The 23,070-nt window shown below is 74.8% G+C and carries 21 protein-coding genes; 7 read left to right on the top strand and 14 right to left on the bottom strand.

The window, feature by feature from the left end; genetic code table 11:
• Positions 1-7 precede the first annotated feature (7 nt).
• The 4 genes from ACF08D_RS00430 to miaA all read right to left on the bottom strand — a co-directional run bounded on the left by ACF08D_RS00430 (position 8) and on the right by miaA (position 4,937).
• Positions 8-2,281 (bottom strand): RelA/SpoT family protein, encoded by a 2,274-nt coding sequence (locus tag ACF08D_RS00430; RefSeq protein WP_392221172.1) that lies wholly within the window; start codon positions 2,279-2,281, stop codon positions 8-10.
• Between the two features lie 206 nt (positions 2,282-2,487).
• Positions 2,488-3,375, bottom strand: a complete 888-nt coding sequence (gene dapF / locus ACF08D_RS00425; RefSeq protein WP_392220124.1) for a diaminopimelate epimerase — start codon at positions 3,373-3,375, stop codon at positions 2,488-2,490.
• Between the two features lie 52 nt (positions 3,376-3,427).
• On the bottom strand, positions 3,428-3,922 hold the full coding sequence (locus ACF08D_RS00420) for a hypothetical protein (protein WP_392220122.1): 495 nt from the start codon (positions 3,920-3,922) through the stop codon (positions 3,428-3,430).
• 76 nt (positions 3,923-3,998) lie between these two features.
• Positions 3,999-4,937, bottom strand: a complete 939-nt coding sequence (gene miaA / locus ACF08D_RS00415) for a tRNA (adenosine(37)-N6)-dimethylallyltransferase MiaA (RefSeq protein WP_392220121.1) — start codon at positions 4,935-4,937, stop codon at positions 3,999-4,001.
• A 182-nt stretch (positions 4,938-5,119) separates the two neighbouring features.
• Here miaA and ACF08D_RS00410 point away from each other — a divergent pair, with 182 nt between their 5' ends.
• Together ACF08D_RS00410 and ACF08D_RS00405 are read left to right on the top strand one after the other, a co-directional pair.
• The gene (locus tag ACF08D_RS00410) at positions 5,120-5,371 is read left to right on the top strand and encodes a hypothetical protein (RefSeq protein WP_392220119.1); all 252 of its coding nucleotides are present in this window, start codon (positions 5,120-5,122) and stop codon (positions 5,369-5,371) included.
• A gap of 53 nt (positions 5,372-5,424) precedes the next feature.
• Complete coding sequence (locus ACF08D_RS00405) at positions 5,425-5,688, top strand: antitoxin (RefSeq protein ID WP_392220117.1); 264 nt, start codon at positions 5,425-5,427, stop codon at positions 5,686-5,688.
• 103 nt (positions 5,689-5,791) lie between these two features.
• Here ACF08D_RS00405 and ACF08D_RS00400 read toward each other — a convergent pair whose 3' ends face one another.
• From ACF08D_RS00400 to ACF08D_RS00390, 3 genes are read right to left on the bottom strand one after another with little or no spacing between them, the layout of a single operon-like run.
• Complete coding sequence (locus ACF08D_RS00400) at positions 5,792-6,499, bottom strand: class III extradiol dioxygenase subunit B-like domain-containing protein (RefSeq protein WP_392220115.1); 708 nt, start codon at positions 6,497-6,499, stop codon at positions 5,792-5,794.
• 38 nt (positions 6,500-6,537) lie between these two features.
• On the bottom strand, positions 6,538-8,028 hold the full coding sequence (gene miaB, locus ACF08D_RS00395; RefSeq protein WP_392221171.1) for a tRNA (N6-isopentenyl adenosine(37)-C2)-methylthiotransferase MiaB: 1,491 nt from the start codon (positions 8,026-8,028) through the stop codon (positions 6,538-6,540).
• A 26-nt stretch (positions 8,029-8,054) separates the two neighbouring features.
• Positions 8,055-9,485, bottom strand: coding sequence for a cytochrome P450 (locus tag ACF08D_RS00390; protein ID WP_392220114.1), 1,431 nt, complete (start codon positions 9,483-9,485; stop codon positions 8,055-8,057).
• A gap of 154 nt (positions 9,486-9,639) precedes the next feature.
• Here ACF08D_RS00390 and ACF08D_RS00385 point away from each other — a divergent pair, with 154 nt between their 5' ends.
• Positions 9,640-10,365, top strand: a complete 726-nt coding sequence (locus ACF08D_RS00385) for a thioesterase II family protein (protein ID WP_392220112.1) — start codon at positions 9,640-9,642, stop codon at positions 10,363-10,365.
• On the opposite strand, the gene ACF08D_RS00380 is transcribed toward ACF08D_RS00385, so the two are convergent.
• Positions 10,337-11,716 carry a class II 3-deoxy-7-phosphoheptulonate synthase gene (locus ACF08D_RS00380; RefSeq protein WP_392220111.1) on the bottom strand — a complete coding sequence of 460 codons (1,380 nt, stop codon included), beginning with the start codon at positions 11,714-11,716 and terminating at the stop codon, positions 10,337-10,339. The genes ACF08D_RS00385 and ACF08D_RS00380 overlap by 29 nt on opposite strands.
• Before the next feature lie 181 nt (positions 11,717-11,897).
• Here ACF08D_RS00380 and ACF08D_RS00375 point away from each other — a divergent pair, with 181 nt between their 5' ends.
• Both ACF08D_RS00375 and ACF08D_RS00370 read left to right on the top strand, forming a co-directional pair.
• Complete coding sequence (locus ACF08D_RS00375) at positions 11,898-13,418, top strand: anthranilate synthase component I family protein (RefSeq protein ID WP_392220109.1); 1,521 nt, start codon at positions 11,898-11,900, stop codon at positions 13,416-13,418.
• Positions 13,415-14,026: an anthranilate synthase component II gene (locus ACF08D_RS00370; RefSeq protein WP_392220108.1), complete on the top strand. Its 612-nt coding sequence runs from the start codon at positions 13,415-13,417 to the stop codon at positions 14,024-14,026. The genes ACF08D_RS00375 and ACF08D_RS00370 overlap by 4 nt, the downstream gene beginning before the upstream one ends.
• A gap of 25 nt (positions 14,027-14,051) precedes the next feature.
• Here ACF08D_RS00370 and ACF08D_RS00365 read toward each other — a convergent pair whose 3' ends face one another.
• On the bottom strand, positions 14,052-15,446 hold the full coding sequence (locus ACF08D_RS00365) for a PLP-dependent aminotransferase family protein (RefSeq protein WP_392220106.1): 1,395 nt from the start codon (positions 15,444-15,446) through the stop codon (positions 14,052-14,054).
• Between the two features lie 134 nt (positions 15,447-15,580).
• Here ACF08D_RS00365 and trpD point away from each other — a divergent pair, with 134 nt between their 5' ends.
• Entirely contained in the window at positions 15,581-16,687 is a 1,107-nt protein-coding gene (gene trpD / locus ACF08D_RS00360; RefSeq protein WP_392220104.1) for an anthranilate phosphoribosyltransferase, read from the top strand.
• 49 nt (positions 16,688-16,736) lie between these two features.
• Here trpD and trpC read toward each other — a convergent pair whose 3' ends face one another.
• Positions 16,737-17,543 carry an indole-3-glycerol phosphate synthase TrpC gene (gene trpC / locus ACF08D_RS00355; protein WP_392220103.1) on the bottom strand — a complete coding sequence of 269 codons (807 nt, stop codon included), beginning with the start codon at positions 17,541-17,543 and terminating at the stop codon, positions 16,737-16,739.
• Positions 17,544-17,739: 196 nt separating this feature from the next.
• On the opposite strand from trpC, the gene ACF08D_RS00350 reads away from it, so the two are divergent.
• Positions 17,740-18,531 (top strand): FkbM family methyltransferase, encoded by a 792-nt coding sequence (locus tag ACF08D_RS00350; RefSeq protein ID WP_392220102.1) that lies wholly within the window; start codon positions 17,740-17,742, stop codon positions 18,529-18,531.
• A 136-nt stretch (positions 18,532-18,667) separates the two neighbouring features.
• Here ACF08D_RS00350 and ACF08D_RS00345 read toward each other — a convergent pair whose 3' ends face one another.
• The 4 genes from ACF08D_RS00345 to ACF08D_RS00330 all read right to left on the bottom strand — a co-directional run.
• Positions 18,668-19,627 (bottom strand): TauD/TfdA family dioxygenase, encoded by a 960-nt coding sequence (locus ACF08D_RS00345; protein ID WP_392220100.1) that lies wholly within the window; start codon positions 19,625-19,627, stop codon positions 18,668-18,670.
• A gap of 1 nt (position 19,628) precedes the next feature.
• Positions 19,629-20,900, bottom strand: coding sequence for a cytochrome P450 (locus tag ACF08D_RS00340; RefSeq protein ID WP_392220098.1), 1,272 nt, complete (start codon positions 20,898-20,900; stop codon positions 19,629-19,631).
• A 26-nt stretch (positions 20,901-20,926) separates the two neighbouring features.
• The gene (locus ACF08D_RS00335) at positions 20,927-21,754 is read right to left on the bottom strand and encodes an ABC transporter permease (protein ID WP_392220097.1); all 828 of its coding nucleotides are present in this window, start codon (positions 21,752-21,754) and stop codon (positions 20,927-20,929) included.
• Positions 21,751-23,070: alpha/beta fold hydrolase (locus tag ACF08D_RS00330; protein WP_392220095.1), on the bottom strand; the 1,320-nt coding region annotated here is incomplete at its 5' end. The genes ACF08D_RS00335 and ACF08D_RS00330, both read right to left, overlap by 4 nt.

The following is a 23,070-nucleotide window of genomic DNA, read 5'->3' as shown; positions in this document are numbered from 1 at the left end:
GTGCCGGTCAGCCGGTGGCGGCGGGGTGGCGGCCCCGGCTGACGTCGTAGACGCCGGGTACGTCGCGCATCGCGCGCATCAGGGCGGGCAGCTCGGCCGCGTCGGCGAGCTGGAGCGTGTAGGTGTGCCGTACGCGCTGCTCGGTGGGCGGCTCGACGGTGGCGGAGACGATCGCCGCGCCGGCCGTGGCGATGGCCTCGGTGAGGTCGGCGAGCAGCCGGGGGCGCCCGAAGGACTCGGCGACCAGGGTGACCCGGCACTCCGCCGCCTCACCCCACCGCACGCCGACCGGTTCGCGCCCGGCCGCCTCCATGCTCCGTACGGCGGGGCATCCGACCCGGTGGACGGTGACGTTCCCGCCGCGTACCGGGAAGCCGGTGACCGCGTCGGGCGGTACGGGGGTGCAGCAGCGGGCCAGCCGCACCGGGGCGCCCGGCCGGTCGGCCACCACGGCGCTGGCGGCGGTGGACCGGGTGGCCGCCCGGGGGACGGCGCCCGCGCCCCCGGCGGGGCGGCGGGGGGCGGCGGCGGGGACCCCGGGGCCCTCGGGGTGGGCGGCCAGCCAGCCGGTGATGGCGATCCGGGCGGCGGGCGTCCGGGCGTGCTTCAGCCAGTCCGGCGAGGGCCCCGCGACCGGGTCGTGCGGGGCACCCGCCCCGGCGGCTGTCCCCGTGCCGGCCCCTGCACCGGCCCCCGCGGCTGTCCCCGTGCCGGTCCCTGCGCCCGTCCCTGCGGTGGTCCCCGCGCCGGCCCCTGCGCCCGCCTCGGCGGGGGTGCCGTCGGGGCCGGGCGTCCGGCGGGCGCCGCCGGCGAGCAGCAGCTCCACGGTGTCGCCGTCGGTCAGGACCGTCCCCAGCGCCGCGAGGCGGCCGTTGACGCGCGCCCCGACGCAGGTGTGGGCCGCCTCGCCGTACTGGGCGTAGGCGGCGTCGACGCAGGTCGCGCCGGCGGGGAGGGCGAGCATGCCGCCGTCCGGGGGGAAGACGGTGATCTCGCCGTCCTGGGCGAGGTCGGCGCGGAGCGAGGTCCAGAAGGTGTCGGGGTCGGGGGTGGCGCTCTGCCAGGCGAGGAGCCGGGAGAGCCAGCCCGGCCGGGTGGGGTCGACGCGCTCGCCGTCCTCGGCCGCCGGGTCGGCGCCCTCGGCGGGGGCGGCGTAGGGGTTGCCGAGGGCGACGACCCCTGCCTCGGCGACCTTGTGCATCTGGTGCGTACGGATGAGGACTTCGGCGACGGCGCCGTCGGGTGCGGCGACGGCGGTGTGGAGCGACTGGTAGAGGTTGAACTTGGGGGCGGCGATGAAGTCCTTGAACTCGCTGACGACCGGGGTGAAGCAGGTGTGCAGCTCGCCGAGCGCCCCGTAGCAGTCGGCGTCGTCGCCGACCAGGACGAGCAGCCGCCCGAAGTCGGTGCCGCGCAGCTCGCCGCGCTTGAGCCGGACGCGGTGGACGGAGACGAAGTGGCGGGGCCGCACCAGGACGTCGGCCGGGATGCGGGCCTCCCTGAGCACGGCTCTGACGTCGTCGGCGATGGCGGCCAGGGCGTCGCCGGCGGACGCGTTGCCGGCGATGAGGGCGCGGGTCCGCTCGTACTCGGCCGGGTGGAGGATGGCGAAGACCAGGTCCTCGAGCTCCGTCTTGAGGGCCTGGACGCCGAGGCGTTCGGCGAGGGGGATGAGCACGTCGCGGGTGACCTTGGCGATGCGGACCTGTTTCTCGGGGCGCATCACCCCGAGGGTGCGCATGTTGTGCAGCCGGTCGGCGAGCTTGATGGACATCACGCGCACGTCGTTGCCGGTGGCGACGAGCATCTTGCGGAAGGTCTCCGGTTCGGCGGCGGCGCCGTAGTCGACCTTCTCGAGTTTGGTGACGCCGTCGACGAGGTAGCAGACCTCCTCGCCGAACTCCTCCCGGACCTGATCGAGGGTCACTTCGGTGTCCTCGACGGTGTCGTGGAGGAGGGAGGCGGTCAAGGTGGTGGTCTCGGCGCCCAGTTCGGCGAGGATCAGGGTGACGGCCAGCGGGTGGGTGATGTACGGCTCGCCGCTCTTGCGGAACTGGCCGCGGTGCGAGGACTCGGCGAGGACGTAGGCCCGGTGCAGGACGGACAGGTCGGCGTCGGGGTGGTGGGCGCGGTGCGCCTCGGCGACGTGGCTGATGGCGTCGGAGAGCCGGTCGCGGGCGCCGCCGGGGCCGAGCAGTGCGGCGCGGCCGAGCCTCCGGAGGTCGATCCTGGGGCGGCCGCGCCGACGGCCGGGCGCTTGGTTCGTGGCCTCTGCACTCAGATTGGCGGCCTCTGCGCTCATGGGCACCTCCGACGGCGTCGACCGGCGGTGGGACGGGCAAGGCGTGCCCGCCGGGCCGGTGCTTGATGCTACCGAGCCCACCACGCGCCGCTGACCCGCTCTCGCCCAGAGTGAACGGGATCACCCATTCGAGCGATGGTGGCGCGGCGCGTGCGGACCGGCCCGGGCGGGGGCGGCGGGAGGCGCTACGCGCGCGTGGCGGCGAACCAGGCGGGGTCGATACGGCCCTCGGCGACGATGACCGCGGGCCCGGTCATCTCGATCTCGCCGTCGGGGTGCTCGGTGATCACCAGGGTGCCGCCGAGGACGTCCACGGTGTACTCGACGGGGACTCCCGTGACGAGCGGGTCGGTGCCGTCGCGCCGGGCCGCGGCGACGGCCACCGCGCACGCGCCGGTGCCGCAGGAGCGGGTCTCGGCGGCGCCGCGCTCGTGGACGCGCATGGCGACGTGCCGGGGGCCGCGGTCCGCGACGAACTCGATGTTGACCCCGTCGGGGTAGACGGCGGCCGGGGTGTAGGGCGGCTCGGCGGACAGGTCGCCGGCGTGGTCGAGGCTCTCGACGAAGGCCACCGCGTGCGGGTTGCCCATGTTGACGTTGCGCGCGGGCCAGCTCCGCCCGCCGACGCTGACCGTGACGCCCTCCTCGGGCAGCAGGGCGCGGCCCATGCCGACCGTGACGTCGCCGTTCTTGGCGAGGTGGACGCGCTTGACGCCGCCGCGGGTGGCCACCGCGACGTCCCCGGCGGTGGTGTGCCCGGCGTGCTGGAGGTAGCGGGCGAAGACCCGGACGCCGTTGCCGCACATCTCGGCGACCGATCCGTCGGCGTTGCGGTAGTCCATGAACCACTCGGCCTCGCCGGCCATGTCCCGCGCCTCGGGGTGGGCGGCTGAGCGGACGACATGGAGGACGCCGTCGCCGCCGATCCCGGCGCGGCGGTCGCAGAGCCGGGCCACGACGGCCGGCGGGAGGTCCAGGGTGTTGTCCGGGTCGGGCACGATCACGAAGTCGTTCTCGGTGCCGTGGCCCTTGAGGAAGGCGACGGGTGCGCTGGTCGCGGGATCGGTGGTCACAAGGTCAATCGTACGGCGGCGGCGGGGCTCGCGGCCGGTCGGCCCGGGGCGGTCAGCGCAGCCGGGCGACGCGCCAGACGGCGAGGACGACCGGGACGGCGACGCCCACGGCGTACAGGGCGACGACGCGCCAGTCGGGGCGGCGGCCCGAGCCCCGGGGGGGCAGTCCCGGCCAGGTGTAGCCGACGCGGCGGGCGGCCATCATGCCCCAGCCCGCGGCGCAGCCGCAGAGCAGCAGGCCGAGCATGGCGAGGACGGCGCCGCCGTCGCCCGATCCGAAGGCGAGGGGGAAGCCGAACATCAGCGAGCCGATCACGCCGAGGCCGACGATGGGGGCGAGCTGCCAGATGCGCAGCTTGCGCTGCGGGCGCAGTTCGACCTCGACCTCGCCGGGGGTGATCTCCGGCGTCCCGTCCTCGGCGAGGTCGGGGCCGTCCGGGCTCAGGCCGGGGACGTCACCGGGCACCCGGATGCCGTCCGGTGCCTCCTGGTGTCTGTCGCGAGGGCCGGCCTCCATCGCCACGCGCCCTCCCCACTCGGATTCCATGGTCGATCGTTGCTCGATGATGGCACGCCCCCGACCGCCGGAATGACGGCCGGAGCGTCCCGATGCCATGACGTGATCAGGCTGTAACCGCTCGTTCGACCAACGTCAGCGCCAGCCGCGGAAGTTCCGCCCGGTCGGCGGCGGATCCGCCGAGCCAGTGGACGCGCGGGTCGCGGCGGAACCAGGAGTCCTGGCGGCGGGCGAAGCGCTTGGTGGCGCGTACGGTCTCGGCGCGCGCCTCCTCCTCGGTGCACTCGCCCGCGAGCGCGGCCAGGACCTGCTGGTAGCCGAGCGCGCGGGAGGCGGTGCGGCCCTCGCGCAGGCCGCGGGCCTCCAGGGCGCGGACCTCGTCGACGAGGCCGGCCTCCCACATCCGGTCCACGCGCGTGGTGATCCGCTCGTCCAGCTCGGGGCGGGCGACGTCCACGCCGATCTGGACGGTGTCGTACACCGACTCGTGGCCGGGGAGGTTGGCGGTGAAGGGGCGGCCGGTGATCTCGATCACTTCGAGGGCGCGGACGATGCGGCGGCCGTTGCCGGGGAGGATCGCCTCGGCGGCGGCGGGGTCGGCGGCGGCGAGGCGGGCGTGCAGGGGGCCGGGGCCGCGCTCGTCGAGTTCGGCCTCCAGCCGGGCGCGGACGGCGGGGTCGGTGCCGGGGAAGTCGAGCGCGTCGATGGCGCCGCGGACGTACAGCCCGGAGCCGCCGACGAGGACGGGCGTGCGGCCGGCGGCGAGCAGCCGGTCGATCTCGGCGCGGGCGAGCCGCTGGTACTCGGCGACGCTGGCCGCCTCGGTGACGTCCCAGATGTCCAGGAGGTGGTGCGGGACGCCGCCGCGCTCCCCGGGCGTCAGCTTGGCCGTGCCGATGTCCATCCCCCGGTAGAGCTGCATGGAGTCGGCGTTGACGACCTCGCCGCCGAGCTGCTGGGCGAGGTGGACGCCCAGATCGGACTTTCCGGCCGCGGTGGGGCCGACGACGGCGATGACCCGCGGGGCGGGAGCTGTGCTTCTCACCGTCACAGTCTCGCAAACCCGGAGACCCGTACCCGAACGAGTGACGTGACGGCACGCCCTCGGCGTCGTTGCCTGTTGCGAGGTTCCGACCGCCGGTTTGCGGACCGGCTCCCCCGGGCGACGCAATGGGACGCTCCGGGCGGGGCGGAATTTCGCCCGCACGAGTACGCTTTGGAGTGGATATGGGTGTGTTTTCACGGTTTCGACGGAAGAAGTCCGAGCCCTCGGCCGAGGAGACGGCACCGGCCCCGCTGACGGAGAGCGAGCCGGAGGGCGCCGCGGAGCCGGAGGCGTCGGGCTCCGCCGTTGAGCCGGATGCCGCAGCGGTGGCTCAGGAGCCGGAGGAGGCCGCCGCCGAGGGTGTGGAGATCCCCAAGCAGCAGTCGGCCGAGGAGGCGGCGGACAGCGAGGCCGGCGAGGGCGCCCGCAAGTAGGATCGGTCCCGACGACGGTCATTTCCGACGGTTACACCGAGGGAAGGTGCCCCATGGGCTTCCTGGATTCGCTGAAGGCCAAGCTCGGCCCCGCCAAGGACAAGGTCACCGATCTCGCGCAGCAGCACGAGGGCAAGATCGACCAAGGGCTGGAGAAGGCCGCCAGGATGGTCGACCAGAAGACCAAGGGCAAGTACAGCGACAAGATCGAATCGGGCACGGGGAAGGCCAAGGACGCCCTGGGCCGGATCGCCCACAAGGACGACGGGGGCACCGGTGGCACGCCTCCGGCGCCGCCGGCCCCGCCGGCCTCCTGACCTCGTACCGGCACACGGCACACGACGGACGGCCGCGAAGCGCTCACCACCGCTTCGCGGCCGTCCGCCGTCGTCGGGGGCCGCCGGACCGGAGCCGTCGCGGTCAGGACCAGGCGGCGACGGCGTACCCCACGCCGTAGGGCGCGTCCTCGTACAGCAGGCGCCCGGCCAGGCCCGCGCCGTCCGCCGCGCCCGCAAGCACCTGCCAGGGCGCCCGGCCCGCCGCCTTCAGCTCCCGTGCGAGCCCCTCGTCCAGGGCCATCAGGGCGTCCGGGTCCGCCGCGCCCAGCGCCCGGGCCGCCCGCTCGTCGAAGGCGGCGGCGCGCTCGTCGAAGTAGCCCGGCGCCTTGAGGCTGCGGCAGGCGCTGCCGTCGCCCAGCACCAGGAGGGCGAGCCGCCCGTCCCCGGCGGCCGTCTCCCGGCCGGCGGCGGCGCAGGCCCCGGCGGGCAGCCCCTCCCCCACGGCGAGGCCCTCGACGGGCGCGGCGGCCCAGCCGGCCCGCGCCAGCAGCCAGGCGCCCACGGCGAGCGGGGCGGGCAGCGGCCGGTCACCGCCGGGTCCCTCGCCGAGCGTCACGTCCAGGGGGACGCCGAAGCCCCGGAAGCCGCCGGCCGTCCCGGCCGGGTACCGCTCCAGCCCCTCCCCCGCCGCCGGGCCGACCACCACCAGCCGGTCGGGCCGGGAGGCGGCCAGGACCGCGAGGGCGTCGGAGCACGCGGTGCGGGCCGCGTCCAGTTCGGGCGCGGCCCCGGCGGCGACGCCGGGCACGAGGAGCGGCGGGCAGGGGCAGACGGCGGCGGCGACGAGCATGATCGGCAGCGTAACCGGTGGACCGGAGTGCGGCGGCGTCAGCCGACCGCGCAGCCGCCGGTGACCGGGGGCAGCGGGGCGGGCACCCCGACCTGGGGCAGGCCGAGCATCACCCCGGCGGGCGCGGCGGCCTCGGCGGCGTTGCGCTTCTCCCAGGCGTCGCCCGCGCGGGTGCGCCGGACGCCGGTGGTGGGGCCCTCGGCCAGCAGGTGGTGCGGGGCCGCGTAGGTGATCTCGACGGTCACCACGTCGCCCGGGCGCACGTCCTGCTCCGGCTTGGTGAAGTGGACCAGGCGGTTGTCGGGGGCGCGGCCGGAGAGGCGGTGGGTGGCGCCGTCCTTGCGGCCCTCGCCCTCCGCGACCATGACCTCCAGGGTGCGGCCGACCTGCTTCTTGTTCTCCTCCCAGGAGATCTCCTCCTGGAGGGCGACCAGCCGCATGTAGCGCTCCTGGACGACCTCCTTGGGGATCTGGCCGTCCATGGTGGCCGCCGGGGTGCCGGGGCGCTTGGAGTACTGGAAGGTGAACGCCTGGGCGAAGCGCGCCTCGCGCACCACGTGCAGGGTCTGCTCGAAGTCCTCCTCGGTCTCGCCGGGGAAGCCGACGATGATGTCGGTGGAGATGGCGGCGTGCGGGATGGCCTCGCGCACCTTGCCGATGATCCCGAGGAAGCGCTCCTGGCGGTAGGAGCGGCGCATCGCCTTCAGGACGGTGTCCGAGCCGGACTGGAGCGGCATGTGGAGCTGCGGCATCACATTGGGCGTCTCGGCCATGGCGGCGATCACGTCGTCGGTGAAGTCGCGCGGGTGGGGCGAGGTGAAGCGGACGCGCTCCAGGCCGTCGATGGTGCCGCAGGCGCGCAGCAGCTTGCTGAACGCCTCGCGGTCGCCGATGTCGGAGCCGTACGCGTTGACGTTCTGGCCGAGCAGGGTGATCTCGCTGACGCCCTCGGCGACCAGGGCCTCGATCTCGGCGAGGATGTCGCCGGGGCGGCGGTCCTTCTCCTTGCCGCGCAGCGCCGGGACGATGCAGAAGGTGCAGGTGTTGTTGCAGCCGACGGAGATGGACACCCAGGCGGCGTAAGCGGACTCGCGGCGGGTGGGCAGCGTGGAGGGGAACGCCTCCAGCGACTCGGCGATCTCGACCTGGGCCTCCTCCTGGACGCGGGCGCGCTCCAGGAGGACGGGCAGCTTGCCGATGTTGTGCGTGCCGAAGACGACGTCGACCCACGGCGCCTTGGTGACGATGGTGTCGCGGTCCTTCTGCGCGAGGCAGCCGCCGACGGCGATCTGCATGCCGGGCCGCTTCGTCTTCATCGGGGCGAGCCGGCCGAGGTTGCCGTACAGCTTGTTGTCGGCGTTCTCGCGGACGGCGCAGGTGTTGAAGACGACGACGTCGGCGTCGCCGTCGGCGCCCTCGGGGGCGCGTACGTACCCGGCGTCCTCCAGCAGCCCGGAGAGGCGCTCGGAGTCGTGAACGTTCATCTGGCACCCGTAGGTGCGCACCTCGTACGTCTTCAAACCGTCCACTACTCCGCCAGCCACGTCGTTACCGCTCACCCGTCCAGGGTAAGGGGTCGCGCCGTGCCCTCCCGCTGGGCCGGGGCGGTCCGCCCGCCGTCCGCCGCGCGGAGTGTGGCGATCAGCGGGGCGGACGGCTGGAGCAGCAGGCCGGCGCCGGGGCGCACCTTTCGGGGCGGGAGGTCGAGGCGGAAGCGCTGGGCGAGGGTGGCGAGCACCAGGACCGCCTCGACCTGGGCGAACCGGGCGCCGAGGCAGGTGCGCTGCCCGCCGCCGAAGGGGAAGAAGGCGTGGTCGGGCACGGCGTCGGGGGCGTCGGGGTCCCAGCGTTCGGGGCGGAACTCGGCGGCGCCCGGGAACCACCGGGGGTCGCGGTGGGTGGTCCAGGGGCTGCACCAGACGAGGGTGCCGGCCGGGACGGGCGTCCCGGCGAGGGTGGCGCCCTCGCGGGCGGCGCCGGCCAGCAGCCAGGCGGGCGGGTAGAGCCGCAGGGCCTCCTTGACGACCTGCTGGGTCCAGACGAGCCGGTCGTGGTCGTCGATGGCGGGCGGCCGGCCGGCGAGCACCCGGTCCAGCTCGGTGTCGAGGCGGTCGCGGGCGGCGGGCGACGCCGACAGCAGGTACCAGATCCAGGTCAGGGCGGTGGACGTGGTCTCGTGTCCGGCCGCCCAGAGGGTGACGGCCTCGTCGCGCACCTCGCGGGGGGTCAGGGGCCGGCCGTCGGCGTCGCGGGCGGCGAGGAGCCGGCTCAGCAGGTCGTCGCGGCCGGACGCGTCCGCCGGGCGGGTGTGCAGCTCCCGCTGCCGGGCCCGGATGAGCCGGTGCACCTCGGTGTCGATGACGGCCACGGCGCGGCGCACCCGGCGGCGTGCCGGGGTGGGCACCCAGCCGGGCAGGAAGAGGGACATGTTCCGCAGTTCGGCGCCGATCTCGTGCTCGGCGACGGTCATGGCGTCGGCGAGCGCCCGGGTGCTGTCGCCGAGGTCGTTGCCGAACAGGCAGCGCAGCACGATGCGCTGGGTGATGAGCGCCATCTCGCGCCGGACGTCGATCCGCCGGCCGTCCCGCCAGCTCCCGGCCGCGGTGGCGGCGCAGTCGACCATGGTGGCGGCGTAGGTCCTGACCTGGCGCGGCCGGACGGCCGGCTGGACCAGGGAGCGCTTGCGGCGCCAGTCCGCGCCGCTGCTCATGATCACGCTCTCCCCGACGACCTGTTTGAACGCCCAGCCGATCTCCAGGATGTCGTACGTGTCCTCGCGGGCGGCGAGCAGTTCGGCGATGTGCGCCGGGTGGGACAGGAAGAGGCCGGGCCGGGGCCCGAGGGACCAGCGCACGGCGTCGCCGTGGTCGTCGCGCAGCCGGGTGAGGAAGGCCAGCGGGTCGCGGCCGAAGGCGGGCAGGTTGCCGAGGCCGGGCAGGCCGCGGGGCCCGGCGACCGGGACGAGGGGGACGCTGCGCGTGGTCATGGGGGCTCCGGCGGGTCGGGCGCGGGCGGGTCACCGGTCCCAACGCGCCGCGCCCGCCGGAGGTGACGGCGTCAGTGGTGTGTCAGCCTCGGTCAGGATGGTGGGGGGCGCGGACCGACGGCGTCCCGTACGACGAGGGGTTGGGGGCAGGACGATGTGGACACAGTGCGCCGAGGCACGGCCGTTCGCGGACCGGCGGCTGGTGTGTTTCCCGCACGCGGGTGGCTCGCCCTACTTCTTCCGGGGCTGGTCCAAGGCGCTCACCGGGTTCGAGGTGCACACGGTGTGCTATCCGGGCCGGGCCGAGCGGATCGCGGAGCCGCCCGCCACGGACCTCGCCTCGATGGCGGCGGACGTCGCCGGGGCGCTGCTGCCGTGGCTGGACGGACGGCCCACCACGTTCTTCGGGCACAGCATGGGCGCGATCGTCGCGTACGAGGTGGTGGCGGCGCTGGAGGCGGCGGGCCACGCGCCGGCGCACCTGGTCGCGTCCAGCGCCCGGGCGCCGCAGCTGCTGCGGCCGGACCCGGACGTGGCCACCACCTGGAACGACGAGTCGATCGCGCGGACGCTGGTGGAGCTGGGCGGCACGGACGCCGAACTGCTGCGCAACCCGGCGTTCGTGGAGCTGGTGATGCCGTACATCGGGGCGGACTTCCGCATGCTGGCCTCGTACGGGCCGGGCCCGCGCACCCCGCTGCGGTGCGCCGTCACCGCGCTGGTCGGGGACCGCGACCCGCGGGTGCCGGCGGACGGCGTCGCCGCCTGGCGGGCCGCGACGCGGGGGCCGTTCCGCTTCCGCACGGTGCCCGGCGACCACTTCTACCTGGCGGCCGAGCCGCCGTTCGGCCTCATCGGCGCGGCGCCGGACGGGGAGTGAGGGGCGCGGGGCGGTCGCGGTACATCTCGGCCAGCAGGAACGCGAGGTCGAGCGACTGGGTGTGGTTGAGACGCGGGTCGCAGGCCGTCTCGTAGCGGTGGTGGAGGTTCTCGGCGAGGACCTCGTTGCCGCCGCCGACGCACTCGGTGACGTCGTCGCCGGTGAGTTCGACGTGCACGCCGCCGGGGTGGGTGCCCAGCTCCCGGTGGACCTCCACGAAGCCGCGCACCTCGTCCAGGACGGTGTCGAAGCGGCGGGTCTTGTGGCCGCTGGGGGCCGTGATGGTGTTGCCGTGCATGGGGTCGCTGACCCAGCAGACCAGGGCGCCTTCCGCGGTGACCTTCTCCACCAGGTCGGGCAGCACGTCGCGGACCCGGTCGGCGCCCGCGCGGACGACGAAGGTCAGCCGGCCGGGCTCGCGCTGCGGGTCGAGCCGGTCGAGGAGGCCGAGGACGGTGTCCGGGCCGGTGGTGGGGCCGAGTTTGACGGCGATCGGGTTGTGCACCCGGGAGAAGTACTCGACGTGGGCGCCGTCGAGCGCCCGGGTGCGCTCGCCGATCCACAGCAGGTGGCCGCTGGTGGCGTACGACCGGCCGGCGGCGCCCACCGCCGGCTCGGCGCGGGTCAGGGCGGACTCGTAGTCCAGCAGCAGCCCCTCGTGGCCCACGAAGAACTCGGCGGTGTCCAGGCCGGCGGTGTCGACGCCGCACGCCTGCATGAAGGCGAGGCTGCGGTCGATCTCGTCCGCCAGCCGCTCGTAGCGCTCGCCGGCCCGTGACCCGGCGACGAACCCGCGGTTCCAGGCGTGCACCTGGCGCAGGTCGGCGAACCCGCCGGTGGTCAGGGCGCGGACGAGGTTGAGGGTGGTGGCGGAGCTCTCGTACATGCGCCGCATGCGGCGGGGGTCGGGCCGGCGCGCCTCGGCCGTGAACTCCAGGCCGTTGACCGCGTCGCCCCGGTAGGAGGGGAGTTCGGTGCCGTCTCTGGACTCGGTGGGCGAGGAGCGGGGTTTGGCGTACTGGCCGGCCATTCTGCCGACCTTCACCACCGGCAGGGCGGTGGCGTGGGTGAGCACGACGGCCATCTGGAGCAGCGTCTGGAGCTTGCCGCGGATGGCGTCGGCGGTGACCCGCTCGAAGGTCTCGGCGCAGTCGCCGCCCTGGAGGAGGACCGCCTCTCCCCGGGCGACGGCCGCCATGCGGTGGCGCAGCAGGTCGCACTCGGCGGCGAAGACCAGCGGCGGCGCGGCGGCCAGCCACCGGGTCACGGCGCGCAGTTCCTCCTCGTCCGGCCAGTGCGGCTGCTGGGCCGCGGGGAATTCCCGCCAGGACTCGGTGAATTCGGTCGTCATCCTCGGTTCCTCGCTTCTGCGCCGGCCGGATGGATCGGGATATTCAGCTCAGTGCACCGGCCGTGCGGGGTCAAGGAATTGTGGAAGTGGTCCGCACGGGCGGCGGTCGATTGGTCTGGCGACGCCACCGCGCCCGCTGTTTTCCTGATCGCGGACATCGGGATGCCGACGGGAGTTCACCATGACAGCAGCGGAACGGATCGGGGTGCGGGTCACCGCGACCGGATTGCCCCCGCACGATCCCCTCGACGTGTACGAGCGGCTGCGGGTCGCGCACGGGGACGGGGAGGTCTTCCTCTTCGAGAGCGCCGACGGCGCGGAGCCCGACCGCCGGTGGGCGGTCGTCGGGTTCGGGCGGCTGGCGGAGCTGAGGGTCTTCGGCGGTCACGTCGAGATCGACGGCGCCCCGGGGGTGGCGGACGCGCTGGTGTCGGCCGCCGCGGGGGCGGGGCTGCGGCCCGCGCCGGGGCGGGGCGCGGTGCGCCGGCTGGAGCTGCCCGGGGGCGGCGACCACGTGTGGGAGCTGCTGGCGCGGGCGCAGGGGCTGTTCGCGGTGGACACGGACGCCCCGGCCGCCTCGTACGCCTTCGGGTTCCTGACGTCCTTCGCGTACGAGTCGGTCTGGCACATGGAGACGCTGCCGGCCCGGACCAAGGAACCGGACGGGCCCGACATCACGCTGACGCTGTTCCGGGACACCGTCTGGTACGACCTGGTGACGGGCGAGGTGCGGCTGCTGGGCGCCCGCAGCGACGCGTTCCCGGAGCGGACGGCCGCCGCGGCGGACGCGGTGGTGACGGCGGCCCGGGACGCCGCCCGGCCGGGGGCCGGCGGGCGGGCGGCGGAGGTGCCGGGGGCGCCCGTGCCGCTGTCGGTGCGCGACAGCGTCGGCAGGGAGACGTTCCTGGACTGGGCGGCCACCTGCCTGGAGCACATCGGGGTCGGTGACATCTACCAGATCCAGATCGGGCACCGCATCGACGTGACGACGACGCTCACCCCCGTGGACGTCTACCGGCGGCTGCGGGCGCGCAACCCCTCGCCGTACATGTATCTGATGCCCCGTGCGGGCCACATGCTGATCGGTGCCAGTCCGGAGCTGTTCTTCCGGATCGAGGACGGCGAGATCGTGATGCGGCCGATCGCCGGGACCGCGCGGCGCGGCGCGGACGAGGAGGAGAACCAGCGGCGGGTGAAGGAGATGCGCGAGTCCACCAAGGAGCAGGCCGAGCACATCATGCTGGTGGACCTGTGCCGCAACGACATCGGGCGGGTGAGCCGGCCCAGTACGCAGCCGGTGGACCGGCTGATGGCGGTGGAGCGCTACTCGCACGTCTTCCACCTGGTGTCGACGGTGTCCGGGCGGCTGGAGGAGGGCGTCGACACCTGGAGCGCGGTGCGCGCGACCTTCCCGGCGGGGACGATGACGGGGGCGCCGAAGGTCCGCGCGATGGAGATCATCGACGGTCTGGAGCGCGAGCGGCGCGGGAGCTACGCGGGGGCGGTCGGCCTGGTCGACGTGCGCGGGTGGAGCGAGTTCGCGCTGTGCATCCGTACGGTCGCGTACGACGGGACGACGTACTCCACCCAGAGCTCGGCGGGCATCGTGGCCCAGTCGGAGCCGGAGGCGGAGTGGCGGGAGACGCTGGCGAAGATGGGGGCCGCCCACTGGGCGCTGACCGGTGAGGAGTTGCTGCCGTGAGCGGGCAGGGGACACGGGTGCTGCTGATCGACGCGTACGACAGCTTCGTCCACATCATCGACCAGTACCTGCGCACGCTGGGCGCCCGGACCGAGGTGGTGCGCTCGCGCACCCGCTCCCCGGAGGAGCTGGCCGGCTCCCGGCCAGACGCGGTGGTGCTGGGGCCGGGGCCGGGCCATCCGGCGGCGTCGGGCCATGTGGAGCTGGTGCGCCGGTTCGCCGGGCGGGTGCCGCTGCTCGGGGTGTGCCTGGGGCACCAGGCGATCGCGCTGGCGTACGGCGGGCGGGTGGAGGTGGCCGGCCAGGTGATGCACGGGCGGACCAGCACCGTGCGGCACGACGGGGCGGGGGTGTTCACCGGGCTGGGCCACACGCTGGAGGCCACCCGCTACCACTCGCTGGTGGTCGCCGACCCGCTGCCCGGGGAGCTGGTGACCACCGCCGTCGCGGTCGACCACGGCTATGTGATGGGCCTGCGCCACCGGACGCTGCCCGTCGAGGGGGTGCAGTTCCACCCCGAGAGCATCATGACGACCGGTGGCCTGGCGATGATGGAGAACTTCCTCGCCGCGGCCCGCGGGCCGAGGGCCGCGGCGGCCGTCGTCTGACGCCCCCGGGGCGGGCCGGGGGGCGTCAGCCGCCGGGGTACGCCGCGCCGATCGCGCGGAGGGCGTCCGCCACCCCGGCGCGGGGCAGATGGGCGTGGCCGACCACCAGGGCGGGGGCGTCGCGGCGGGGGCGGACCCGGAACGCGGAGCCCCCGCGCACCACCACGGAGCGGCGCAGCGCCCCCGCCACCAGCGCCGCCTCGTCGGTGTGGCGGGGCAGCGTCACATAGGCGTGCAGCCCGGCCGCGCGGCCGGTGACGGTGGCGCCGGGCAGGTGGCGGCGCACCGCCTCCTCCAGGGCCTCGCGGCGTTCGCGGCAGTGGGCGCCGAGCCGCCGCAGGTGCCGGTCGAACAGTCCGCCGCGCAGCAGTTCGGCGAAGGCGAGCTGGGTGAGGCCGTCGGTGCCCAGGTCGTGCCGGGCGCGGGTGCGCAGCAGCCGGGCGAGGAGGTCCGGCGGGGCGGCGACCCAGCCCAGGCGCAGTCCCGGGGCGAGCGCCTTGCTGGCCGTGCCCGCGTAGACCACGTGCTCGGGGGCCAGGCGCTGGAGGGCGAGCGGGCGGGGCCCGCGCTCGTACCAGAGGCCGCCGTCGTAGTCGTCCTCGACGATCCGGCCGCCGGTGTCGCGCGCCCAGCGGACCAGGGCCTCGCGGCGGGCCGGTGAGAGGGTGACGCCGGTGGGGAACTGGTGGGCCGGGGTGACCAGGACCGCGCGGACGCCGGTGGCGGCCAGCGCGTCCACGTCGATGCCCTCCTCGTCGACCGGTACGGGGACGGGCCGCAGCCCGGTCTCGTGGACGAACTGGCGCTGGCCGGGGTGGCCGGGGTCCTCGATGCCGAGGGCGTCGACGCCGTCCTGGCGCAGCACGGTGCACAGCAGCCCCAGTGCCTGGGCGAAGCCGGCGACGACCATGACCTGGCCGGCGGTGACGCGGACGCCCCGCACCCGGCCGAGGTAGCGGGCCAGTTCGGTGCGCAGGCCGGGTTCGCCGGCCAGGGGCGGGTAGCCGTGGTCGGCGGGCTGCGCCGCCTGCAGGACGCGCTGGTAGCAGGCGAGCCATTCGCGGCGCGGGAAGGCGGGGAGGTTGCGCCCGCCGGTGCGCAGGTCCCAGCGGACGGCGGGCACCGGGGCCTCGTCCAGCAGCGCGGGCACGACGGGCGGCGCGGCGTCGAGGTGGGTGACGACGCGGGTGCCGGCGCCCTGGGTGGCCTCCAGGTAGCCCTCGGCGACGAGCTGCCCGTACGCCTCGACCACGACGCTGCGGGAGACGTCCAGGTCCCCGGCGAGCCTGCGGCTGGACGGCAGGCGGGTGCCGGGATGGAGAATTCCCTCGGAAATCTCCCTCTTGATGAAACTCTGGATCTGCGCGGTCAGGGACGTCCGGGAATCCCTGACCACTTCGACCGCCATGTGCAGGGCCATGGCCCTCCCCCTTTCGCAGTGGTCCCTCTCGAATTGGTCCGCTCATCTCGCCGGGCAGTGGTCTGGTGGGTGTTGGCCGTCATTCGGAGACTGGGCGGAGAAGTGTCCGAAGGTGCCGTCCAAGGAGAATTCCCGTGACCGCCGAATCGCAGGGCCCCACCTGGCCGGAATTGCTGAACGCACTGCTGGAGCGCAGAGACCTGTCCGCCGACGAGACAGACTGGGCGATGGACGGGGTCATGTCCGGCACCGCGGGCCCGGTGCGGCTGGCCGGGCTGCTGGTGGCGCTGCGCGCGAAGGGCGAGACCGTCGAGGAGATCGAGGGCCTGGTACGGGCGATGGCGCGGCACGCGGTCCCGCTGCGCGTGCCGGGGCCCGCCGTGGACGTCGTGGGGACCGGCGGGGACGGTTCGAACAGTGTGAACGTCTCGACGATGTCGGCCGTGGTGGTGGCCGGGGCGGGGCTGCGGGTGGTGAAGCACGGGAACCGGTCGGCGTCCTCGGCGTGCGGATCGGCCGATGTGCTGGAGGAGTTGGGGGTGGCGCTGCGGCTGCCGCCGGGCGACCTCGCGGAGGTGTGCGAGGAGACGGGCATCACCTTCTGCTTCGCGCCGGAGTTCCACCCGGCGATGCGGCACGCGGCGGGGCCGCGCCGGGAGCTGGGGGTGCGGACGGTGTTCAACGCCCTGGGTCCGCTGGTCAATCCGGCGTCCCCGGCGGGGCTGGCGCTGGGCGTGGCGGACGCGCGGCTGGCTCCGCTGCTGGCGGGCGTGCTGGTGCGGCGGGGGGTGTCGGCGCTGGTGTTCCGGGGCGACGACGGGATGGACGAGCTGACGGTCACCACGACCTCCACGGTCTGGTCGGTGAGCGGTCCGGCGGCGGGCGGTGCTGGTGTGGTGCGCCGGGAGGTGTTCGATCCGCGGGACCTGGGGATGGCGCTCGCGCCGCGGGACGCCCTGCGGGGCGGGGACCGGGCGTGCAACGCCCGGGTGGCCCGTGAGGTGTTCGCGGGGGCGCGGGGCCCGGTGCGGGACGCGGTCCTGCTGTCGGCCGCGGCCGGCATCGCGGCGCTGGAGGGGGCGGCGGGGGTGGGCGGCCCGGCGGGTTCGGGGACGGTCACGGAGCGGCTGGCCGCGGGGGTGGAGCGGGCCGCCGAGTCGATCGACTCCGGCGCGGCGGCGGCCGTCCTGGAGCGGTGGGCCGCCGTCACGACGAAGCGGGCGGAGGCGGCCGGGCTGTGACGGCCCGGCCGGGCGGGGTCAGCGGGCGGACGGCACCGGCCGGGCGGGGTCAGCGGGCGGACGGCACCGGCCGGGCGCCCGCGAGCAGGGCGGCGAGCGTGGCGCGCGGGTCCGGCCCGGTGACCAGGGCCTCGCCGACCAGGACCGCGTCGGCGCCGGCGCTCGCGTAGCCGGCGACGTCCAGGGGCCCGCGCACCCCCGACTCGGCGACCTTCACCACACCGGCCGGAAGGTGCGGCGCGACCCGGGCGAACGTGCCGCGGTCCACCTCCAGGGTGCGCAGGTCCCGCGCGTTGACGCCGACGATCCGCGCCCCGGCGGCCACGGCCCGCTCCGCCTCGGCCTCGTCGTGCGCCTCCACCAGCGGGGTCAGGCCGATCTCGGCGGCCAGCGCCACCAGGTCGGCCAGCCGGGGCTGGTCCAGCGCGGCGACGATCAGCAGGGCGAGGTCCGCGCCGTGCGCCCGCGCCTCCCAGAGCTGGTACGGGGTGACGATGAAGTCCTTGCGCAGCACCGGGACGGCGACCCGCGCCCGGACCGCGTCCAGGTCGTCCAGCGAGCCGCCGAACCGGCGCCCCTCGGTCAGCACGCTGATCGCCGCGGCGCCCCCGGCGGCGTACCGGGCCGCGAGGTCCGCGGGGTCGGCGATCTCGGCGAGGGTGCCCTTGGAGGGGCTGGCCCGCTTCACCTCGGCGACGATCCTGGGGCCCCCGGCCCCGGCGCGCAGCAGGGCCGCGCAGTCCACGGGGGGCCCGGCCGCGGCGGCCCGTTCGCGCAGCGCCGCCTCGGGCACCGACTTCCGGCGTACCGCCAGATCGGCACGCACCCCTTCGACGATCTCGTCGAGCACGCTCATGGTGAGCCTCCGGCAGCAGAGGGAGTACGGGGACGGGGAACACGCCCGACCCTAGGGAGGGGTCCGGGGGGCGGCCACGTCCTTAAGCATTCGGCGAAAGTCCCTGGTGGTGACGGTCCCGGCACGTCAGCCGGGCGTCAGCGCGCTGCGGCACCCTGGCAACCGCCGCCTGTCCGCGACCAGTCAGGAGTGCGCCATGGAGATCGATCCGAGCCGGATCGCCGGCGTCAACGCCCATGAGACGGCCTTCCTCTACGAGGAGATCTTCGTCCGCCGCGCCTACCTCCCGGACGGGACGACGCTCCCCCGGGACGCCGTGGTCTTCGACGTGGGGGCCAACATCGGGGTGTACTCGCTGTTCGTGCGCGCGGAGTGCCCGGACGCCGTGATCCACGCGTTCGAGCCACTGCCGCCGGTCTTCGCGCGACTGGCGGAGAACATGGCCGCGTTCGGCGTGCCGGCGCGGCTGCACCCCTGTGCGCTGGGCGACGCCGAGGGCGAGGCGGCCTTCACGTACTACCCCGGCTACACGACGATGTCGGCCCGTTCCGCGCACGCGGCGACCGCGACCGACCGGGAGTTCGTCAAGCGCCAGGTGCTGGGCGGGCCGGAGGTGGCGCAGTGGGGCGAGGACCTGGACCTGCTGGACGAGATGCTGGCGTACCGGTTCCGCGAGGAGTCCCACGCCTGCCGGATCCGGCGGCTGTCGGACGTGATCGCCGAGGAGGGCGTGGAGCGGATCGACATGCTGAAGGTGGATGTGCAGCGGGCGGAGGCGGAGGTGCTGCGCGGGCTGGACGAGGAGCACTGGCCGCTGGTCCGGCGCATCGCCCTGGAGGTGCACGACGAGCCGGGCACGGCGACCGACGGGCGGCTGGGCGAGCTGTGCGCCGGGCTGACCGCCCGGGGTTTCACGGTCGCCCCGCTCGGGGACGACGGGCTGGTGGAGCCGGGGCGGTACTCGGTCTTCGCGTCGCGCCCCGCCTGAAAAAGGCGCGGCCCGCCTGAGAAAGGCGAGCCCCGCCCGAGGCGCGGCCCGCCCGTGGGGTGCGCGGCCCGCCCGGGGGGCGGCGTGCGGGAGGGGCCCGGCCGGCGGTGGCCGGGCCCCTCCCGGGCGCCGCCCCTCAGGTCATGGAGACGACCACCTTGCGGGGGCCGGTGTACGCCTCCCGCCCGTGCAGGACCGACATATTGGCGACGATCATGATGTCGCCGTCGTGCCACGGCTCGACGAGCCGGTTGCGCCGGGCCGCCGCGCGCACCTGGGCGAGGTCCTCGTCCGGGATGGGCGAGCCGTCGCCGTACGTCACCCAGTGCGGCAGGTCGTCGACGTCGTCGATGAGCGACAGCAGCGTCTCGGCCTCGTCGCCGGGCAGGTTCGACGGGTGCCACTGGTCGGCCTGGTTGAACCAGACGTCCCGCCCGGTCAGCGGGTTGACGCGGATGCCGGGGCGGTGCTGGCTGACGCGCAGGCCGCCGTCGGCGGTCCACCGGTACTGGGCGCGGGACGCCTCCAGGAAGTCCTCGACCACCTTCCGGTCGCCGGTCTCGAAGGTGTCCTGCCAGGACTTGCCGAGACCGAGGCCGCCGTGCAGGTGCTGCCGGTAGACCACGCCCGACGCGAACCGCCGGCGCACCTCCGGGTCGAGGTCCGCCAGCAGGGCGTGCCCGTCGCAGACCGGGGTGGCCCCGCCGGTCTCCGGCGCCCGGAGGCAGCAGAAGAACAGGCGGCTGGGCCAGCGGTGGGCGTACGACAGCTCGTTGTGGAGCGAGATGTCGAAGCGCGCCGGGTACTCGGTGGACGTGAACACCCCGTCGGAGACGGCGGCACGCGGGGTGTTGCCGCCCCGGTAGCTGTCGATCAGCGGGTCGCCGAACGCGCTGACCGCGCGGTGGAAGCCGTCGGCGTCCTCGATGCCGGGGCCGCGCAGCATCACCGCCCCGCACTCGGCGAGCAGGTCCTCCACCCGGTCGCCGACCTCGCCGAGCCGGCCGGGGTCCCAGGCGCCGTCCTGTCCGAGGGGTTCGTCGACGTACAGGACGGCCAGGGTGGTGCCGCCCGCCGTTCTCCTCTCCTCCCGCATGTCAGCCCGTCACCTCCCCCGCCGCGGCCGGTGCGGGGACCCGGCCCGCCGGTTCGGCGGTGAGCCGCACCGGCAGGCCGCTGTAGCCGTGGACGAAGTTGGAGTAGAGGCGCTGCGGCGGGCCGAGCAGCTCGATGTCGCGGACCGCGGTGCGCAGGGCGTCGACCATGGCGTTGACGTGGACCCGGCCGAGGAAGGCGCCGAGGCAGAAGTGCGGCCCGTGCCCGAACGCCACGTGCTTGTTGGGCGTGCGGCCGATGTCGAAGCGGTACGGGTCGTCGAAGGCGTCCTCGTCGAAGTTGGCGGAGCTGTTCCAGAGGGTGACCACGTCGCCGGCCCGGATCACCTGGTCGCGCAGGGGTACGTCGGTGAGGGCGCGCCGCCCGAAGTGCATGGCGGGAGTGGTCCAGCGCAGCACCTCCTCGGTGGCGGTGTCCGCGCCCACGTCGCCGTCCTTCAGCCGGCGCCACTGCCCGGGATGTTCGGAGAAGGCGATGAGGCCGCCGACGGAGGACATCCGGCTGGACTCGTCGCCGCCGAGGATCAGGCTGTAGCAGTTGAAGACGATCTCCTCCTCCGACAGCGGGGTGCCGTCGACGGTGGCGGTGGCGAGCGCGCTGATGACGTCGTCGCCGGGGTTGCGGCGGCGTTCGGCGGCCAGCTCGGAGAAGTAGAGCAGGATCTCGTTGCGGGCCATCACCTCGTCGAGGACGCTGTCCTCGGAGCTGTGCCGGGAGAGGGTCTGGGTGTTCCAGGCGACGAGGCGTTCGCGGTCGGCGGCCGGGACGTCCATCAGGTCGCCGATGGTGTTGATGGGGATGTGGTCGGCGACGTCGGTGACGAAGTCCAGGCTGCCGTGCTCCAGGGCCCGGTCGACCAGTTCGCGGGTGCGGCGGTGGACGCCCGCGACGACGGGCTCCAGGACGCGCGGCGAGAAGGACTTCAGCATGAGGTTGCGGATCTCGCGGTGGCGCGGCCCGTCGGTGACGGCCAGCATCTTGCGGGAGGCGGAGTCGCCGCCCTGGAGCAGGGTGGCCAGCACGTTGCCCTGTTCGGAGGTGAAGCGCTTGTTGTCCCGGTAGACGGTGACGACGTCGGCGTACGTGGAGACCACCCAGAAGCCCGGCACGGGGGTGCCGGCCGGGTGCCAGTGGACCGGGCTCTCGGTGCGGAACCGGCGCCACAGGGTGTGGTGGTCGGTGTCGAGGAACGTCTGGGGGTCGGTGAGGTCGTACGCGCCGAGGGACGGCGCTGCGGGCTGCTGCGTGGTCATGGCTGGGTTTCCTCCAGGCGGCGGGGTCAGGAGCCCGCGGTGCGGTAGCGGCGAAGGCTCACGGCGGAGCAGACGGCGAGCAGCGCGGCGAGCGTCACGGCGGCGACGGCCACCGGGTGCTCGGCGGGGAAACTGCCGCCGGTCGCCGCCGGGTTGCCCCACAGGTCGCGGCAGGCCGCGATGACGGCGCTGAGCGGGTTCCACTCCGCGAGGGGGCGGACCGCCGCGGGCATGGACTGCGGGGCGAGGAAGGCGTTGGACAGGAAGGGCAGGACCACGACGATGAACGGGGTGACGACGCTGATGGTCTCCACGGTGCGCAGGGTCGTCGCCAGCAGGACGCCGACCCAGAGCATCACGTACACGAACAGCGCGATCAGCCCGAACGCGGCGAGGGTGGGCAGGAGCCCGGTCCGGGTCCGCCAGCCGAGGAGCAGTCCGGCGCCGGTGACGACGGCCAGGCCGAGCATCCCCACCAGCCAGTCGGCGAGGGTGTGTCCGGCGAGGACGGCGGACCGGCTGATGGGCAGGGACCGGAAGCGGTCGACCAGTCCGCCCCTGATGTCCATGGCGACGGAGACGGCGGTGGGCCCGACGCAGGCCAGGGCGACCTGGACGGCGCCGCCGGCGAAGACGTACTCGCCGTAGGAGCCGCCCGCCGGGAGGCGGATGGCGTCCCGGAAGAGGTAGCCGAGCATCACCATCGACACCAGGGGGCTGAGCGCCACGCCGATCACCCGCCCGGGCGCGCGGCGCAGGTGGCGCAGCCGGCGGCCGGTGACGGCGAGGATCTCGGTGAGGAGGGCCGCGGTGGTGCCGCCGCGGCCGGCCTCGGTGTACGTCGCCGTCGTCATGACCGCTCACGTCCGTCCCGCTGCTGGTGGAGGCGGTCCAGCTCGGCGGCGACGACCGGGCCGAGCGCGGCGAGCGGTTCCGGGGCGAGGATGTCGTCGTGGGTGCAGGGGAGCCGGTGGACGCGCAGGTCGCCGGTGAACCAGGGCTTCCAGAGCCGGTCCTTGTCGGGGCCCTTCTCCACCTGGCCGGCGCCCTCCTCGCCCCACGCCGACCGCTCGGCGAGGAAGAGGTGCATGGTGGCGTCGAGGTCGCGGGGTGCGTAGCGGGTGTTGAGCGCCTGGTGGTGGATCATCAGGTCGACCATCCGGGTCATGCGCTGCTCCCCCATGCGCGCCATCGGGCTGTTGTCGCGCCGCAGCGCGTCCAGGACGTCGCCGGGGACGAGGTCGCGGTCCCCGAACTCGGAGCGGTGGTGTCCGACTCCCTCCAGCAGCCAGGCCAGCAGGCTCTGTTCGTCGCGTTCGTCCTGGACGCCGGTGCGGGGGTAGGAGTCCAGGTTGGCGACCAGCCCCACCTCGTCGCCGGCGAGCCGGAGCTGGACGGCGATCTCGTAGGCCAGCAGCCCGCCGAGGGACCAGCCGAGCAGGTGGTAGGGGCCCTCGGGCCGCACCTGTTTGATCGTCCTGATGTAGTCGGCGGCGATCTCCTCGACGCTGCCGGGCAGTGGGGCGTCGCCGACGACGCAGGGCGCCTGGATGCCGTAGAGCGGGTACGCGTCGCCGAGGTGGCGGGCGAGCGGCAGGTACGACAGGGCGAACCCGACGCCGCTGTGCAGGCAGAACACGGGCAGCCGGGTCCCGGTCGGCCGGATGCTGAGGAGGTGGGCGAACGGGTCGGCGTGGCCGAGGCGGTCGGTCTCGTCGATGGCCTCCGCCATGACCCGGGTGCTGTGGCGCGGCGCGGGCCCTTGCGGTGCGGCGGGCCGGGGGGCGGGTTCGGCGGGTTCGGCGGGTTCGGTGCCGAGGGTGGCGGCGAGGGCGCGGACCGTCTGGTGCACGAAGACGTCCGCGATGCTCACCCGGAGCCCGGCCTTGCGCGCCAGACTCACCAGCCGCAGCGACTTCATGCTGTCCATGCTCGCCCCCGGCGCCTCGAAGAAGTTCTCCTCGACCCCGAACGACGCCACACCCAGCACCTCCGCCACGATCCCGCACAACACCTCCTCGGCGGGCGAGAGTTGCTCCGTGAGGGTGGCGGCGAGGGCGCGGACGGTCTGATGGACGAAGACGTCCGCGATGCTCACCCGGAGCCCGGCCTTGCGCGCCAGACTCACCAGCCGCAGCGACTTCATGCTGTCCATGCTCGCCCCCGGCGC

It is taken from the genome of Streptomyces sp. NPDC015131 (assembly GCF_043079975.1).
Classification (GTDB): Bacteria; Actinomycetota; Actinomycetes; order Streptomycetales; family Streptomycetaceae; genus Streptomyces.
Note: the sequence above shows the minus strand (reverse complement) of the source record. Positions and strands in the feature narration are given on the sequence as shown.